This is a genomic window from Streptomyces sp. NPDC006655, assembly GCF_040703965.1.
GTDB lineage: Bacteria > Actinomycetota > Actinomycetes > Streptomycetales > Streptomycetaceae > Streptomyces.
Genome location: NZ_JBEYJU010000228.1, coordinates 1 through 2,882, shown reverse-complemented (window position 1 = coordinate 2,882; position 2,882 = coordinate 1). Strand labels below are relative to the sequence as shown.

The window sequence follows — 2,882 nt, the reverse complement described above, 5'->3', positions numbered from 1 at the left end:
TGTTTTTGTGGGGCCGCGGTCGGGCGGCGGTGGTCCGGCGGGGGGCGGCGGGACCGGGTCCGGCTCCGCCGGACCGGGCCGGGTCGGTGGTCGTCCCCTCCGGTCGGGGGCGGAGCGTGCGTGACGAAATGCAATGCAATGAAACGCAATTGATTCGATCTCGGCCACCTCCCCCGTGAAGACCGGGGTTCACCCCGGAGAAGCGGACGCCTCCGGCGGGCCCTCGCTCCCAAGGGGGCGGGGCGCGGGGCGAGTTGGGGCCGGTGGGGGTGCCGGTGGGGGCGGGGGCTCCCCTCGCCCGGTCGGTCACCCGGAGGGCTACCCGGAACCCGGCGGGGGCCGCCAGGCCGGGCCGCTTCGCGGTCGCGCGAGCGCGAGCCTGGCACCCCCCGCCGGAACCCGGGTACGGCGTGCACTGCCCGACCGACCGAGGGGAGCCCCCGCCGGGGTGGGGTGTGGCGGAGGCCCGCCGCGCGGCCGCCGGTCCGGGGGCGAGAACCGGCCCGGAAACCGGTCCTGAGCTGCGAAAACATGTGATCGGGATCACTCCCCGAGAAGGGGGTCCCGGCTGGACTCTCACCCTCAAATAAGGCAGAATTAGTGATGTCGGAAGGGGGGAGGCAGCCCCCCGGACGACAGCCCCAAACCTTCAACATCAAGGAGCGCGACAGCGTGAGCACCACTCAGACCGAGGCGACCGCGCCGGTCGACAACCGGCGCCGGACCGTGACGCTCGTCTTCACCGGCGACGGCACTTGCCCCGACTGCGGGCAGGAGAACACCCCTCTGTACTCCGGCGGTGGCCTGACCGGGGTGTGCGCCGAGTCCGTTAACGCGGCATTCCCGGCCCCGCCGTGGGAGGGCGATTGCCCGCCCGACGAGGCTGACATCGTGATCACCCACACCCGAGCCGACGGCACCCTGTTGGAAGGCTCCCGGAAGGGAGACGGCATCTTCGACGCGATCCGGTCGTACGGATGGCGACCGTTCCGCTCCCTGGGGTGTCTGGGACTCACGCACTCCCGCGACTCGTCGGCCGACCGATACAAGATCGACCCGGCGGCCAAGGCGATCCGGGAACTCGGATTCACCGTCTGCGTGGTGATCAACGAGAACGAGCGGCGCACGTTCGCGGACGCCGAGGCCGACCGCGAGGAGCGGGCCGAGAACCGCGCCGAACGGTTCGAGGACCGGGCGGGCAGCGCCGCCGCATCGTCGGACGCGTCCCGTCAGCGGTCGGACCAGATCGGCGAGCGGTTCTGGATGGGTCAGCCCATCCTTGTCGGGCACCACAGCGAAGGCCGTGCCCGGCGGGACCAAGACCGCATGCACAACGCAATGCGCAAGTCCATTTCCGAGCGGGAGCGCGCCGATTACTGGGCGCGACGGGCGGAGGCGTCGGGCGCGTACGCGGAACACCGGAAAGACCCCGCCCGCACGTTGCGCAGGATCGAGAAGAAGGAGGCGGAGCGCCGGGGAGTCGCCCGGTGGCAGCGGGGCGACTCCAACAACGGATACAGCCAGCGGCTTTCGCCGGCCGTGGTGGTCGAGCTCGCGCGGCGGCACGAGGAGCTGAGCGAGGAGATCGGCTATTGGGGGTCCATCGTTGCCCAGGCCGAGGCCGAGGGGTTCAAGGTGTGGGGAGCCGACGACTTCACCAAGGGCGATTTCGTGCGCACCCTCGGATCTTGGTACGAGGTACTGCGGGTCAACAAGAAGACTCTTACGGTGGCGTGGAACCTGCGCCTTGCTCCGAAGGCGGTCATGACCGCCGCAGATGCGACGTTCGAAGACGGCCGTGTCGGCAGGCAACCGGTGGACTACTCCGACGTCAAGGCGCGCATGAGCGCCGGGAACATGGCGCGCTATCTGGAGCGTGACCGTACGCCGAGCATCGCCGACGCCAAGGCGCTCATGCGCGGTGTGAGCGCAGTCGGCCCCGATGACCAGGACCAGGTCCCGGCGGAGGTGGAAGGGTCCGCTGACATCCCCGAGCGCCTGCGGGCTCTGCTGGCCGAGGGTGAGCAGATGCTCAAGCTGCCCGAAAGTGAATGGAGGTTCACCAGCTCGTGCGGGCGGGTGTACTGGGTGCGGATGGTTACCCGGCGGGACGTCACGGATCTGCATTTCCAGGTGCGCACCGTTGATGCGAACGGCACGGCTGTCGGTGTGGGCAAGGACTGGCCCGGCACGCTGGAGGTGATCCGGGAGCACGCTGCGGCGGCCGGTGAGCACGAGGGCAAGCAGTGCCAGCGGTGCGGCCGGATGTGGGGCAAGGGGCTCGGGAGCCCGCAGACCCCGGCCACCTGCACCCCGGGCCACTGGTCGTACTGCGACCGTGCCGCTGTGCCGGTGGAGCTGGACGCCTCCGAGGACGCCCCGGCCAAGCCGAAGACGACGAAGCGGCGGCGTAAGGGTGTTCCGGCGATGGTGATCGTGACCGCCGCCTATGGGGCGCGGCAGGCCCGCATGGTCTACGCCAACGGGCGCGGCACGATTCGCGAGGACATGCGGGCCGTTCTCATCGACGCACCCGAGGGCGTCAAGTTCAACGAAGGCCCCCTGTCCGCCGCCGTCTGGGAAGGCGTGGACGAGGCACTGAAGGAGGCCGGATACAAGCGGCTCGGCGGGAATGACGGACGGACGGGAAGCCCGTACAAGGGCATCCGCGCCAAGATCATCGAGCGTGAGGAGACGGAGACCACCACCGACTAGGCCGGGAAGCCGCCCGCCCCGCCCCTCCCCCGCGCGTTCGGGGGCGGGGCGGGTGCCGTCGCGGCGGCGGTAGCGGTCGCCCCTGGCGGGGCGGCTGTGTTGGTGGCCCGGTGCGTGCTCGCCGGCCCCGGCCTCCTTCGTCGGCCGGTGCCGTCGGCACCGGGCCG

The 2,882-nt window shown here is 71.0% G+C and carries 1 protein-coding gene; it reads left to right on the top strand.

Translation table 11 applies throughout. The features are described 5' to 3' along the window. The first annotated feature begins 672 nt into the window (after positions 1-672). Positions 673-2,715, top strand: coding sequence for a DUF3560 domain-containing protein (locus AB0958_RS44875; protein ID WP_366896252.1), 2,043 nt, complete (start codon positions 673-675; stop codon positions 2,713-2,715). Positions 2,716-2,882: the final 167 nt, after the last annotated feature.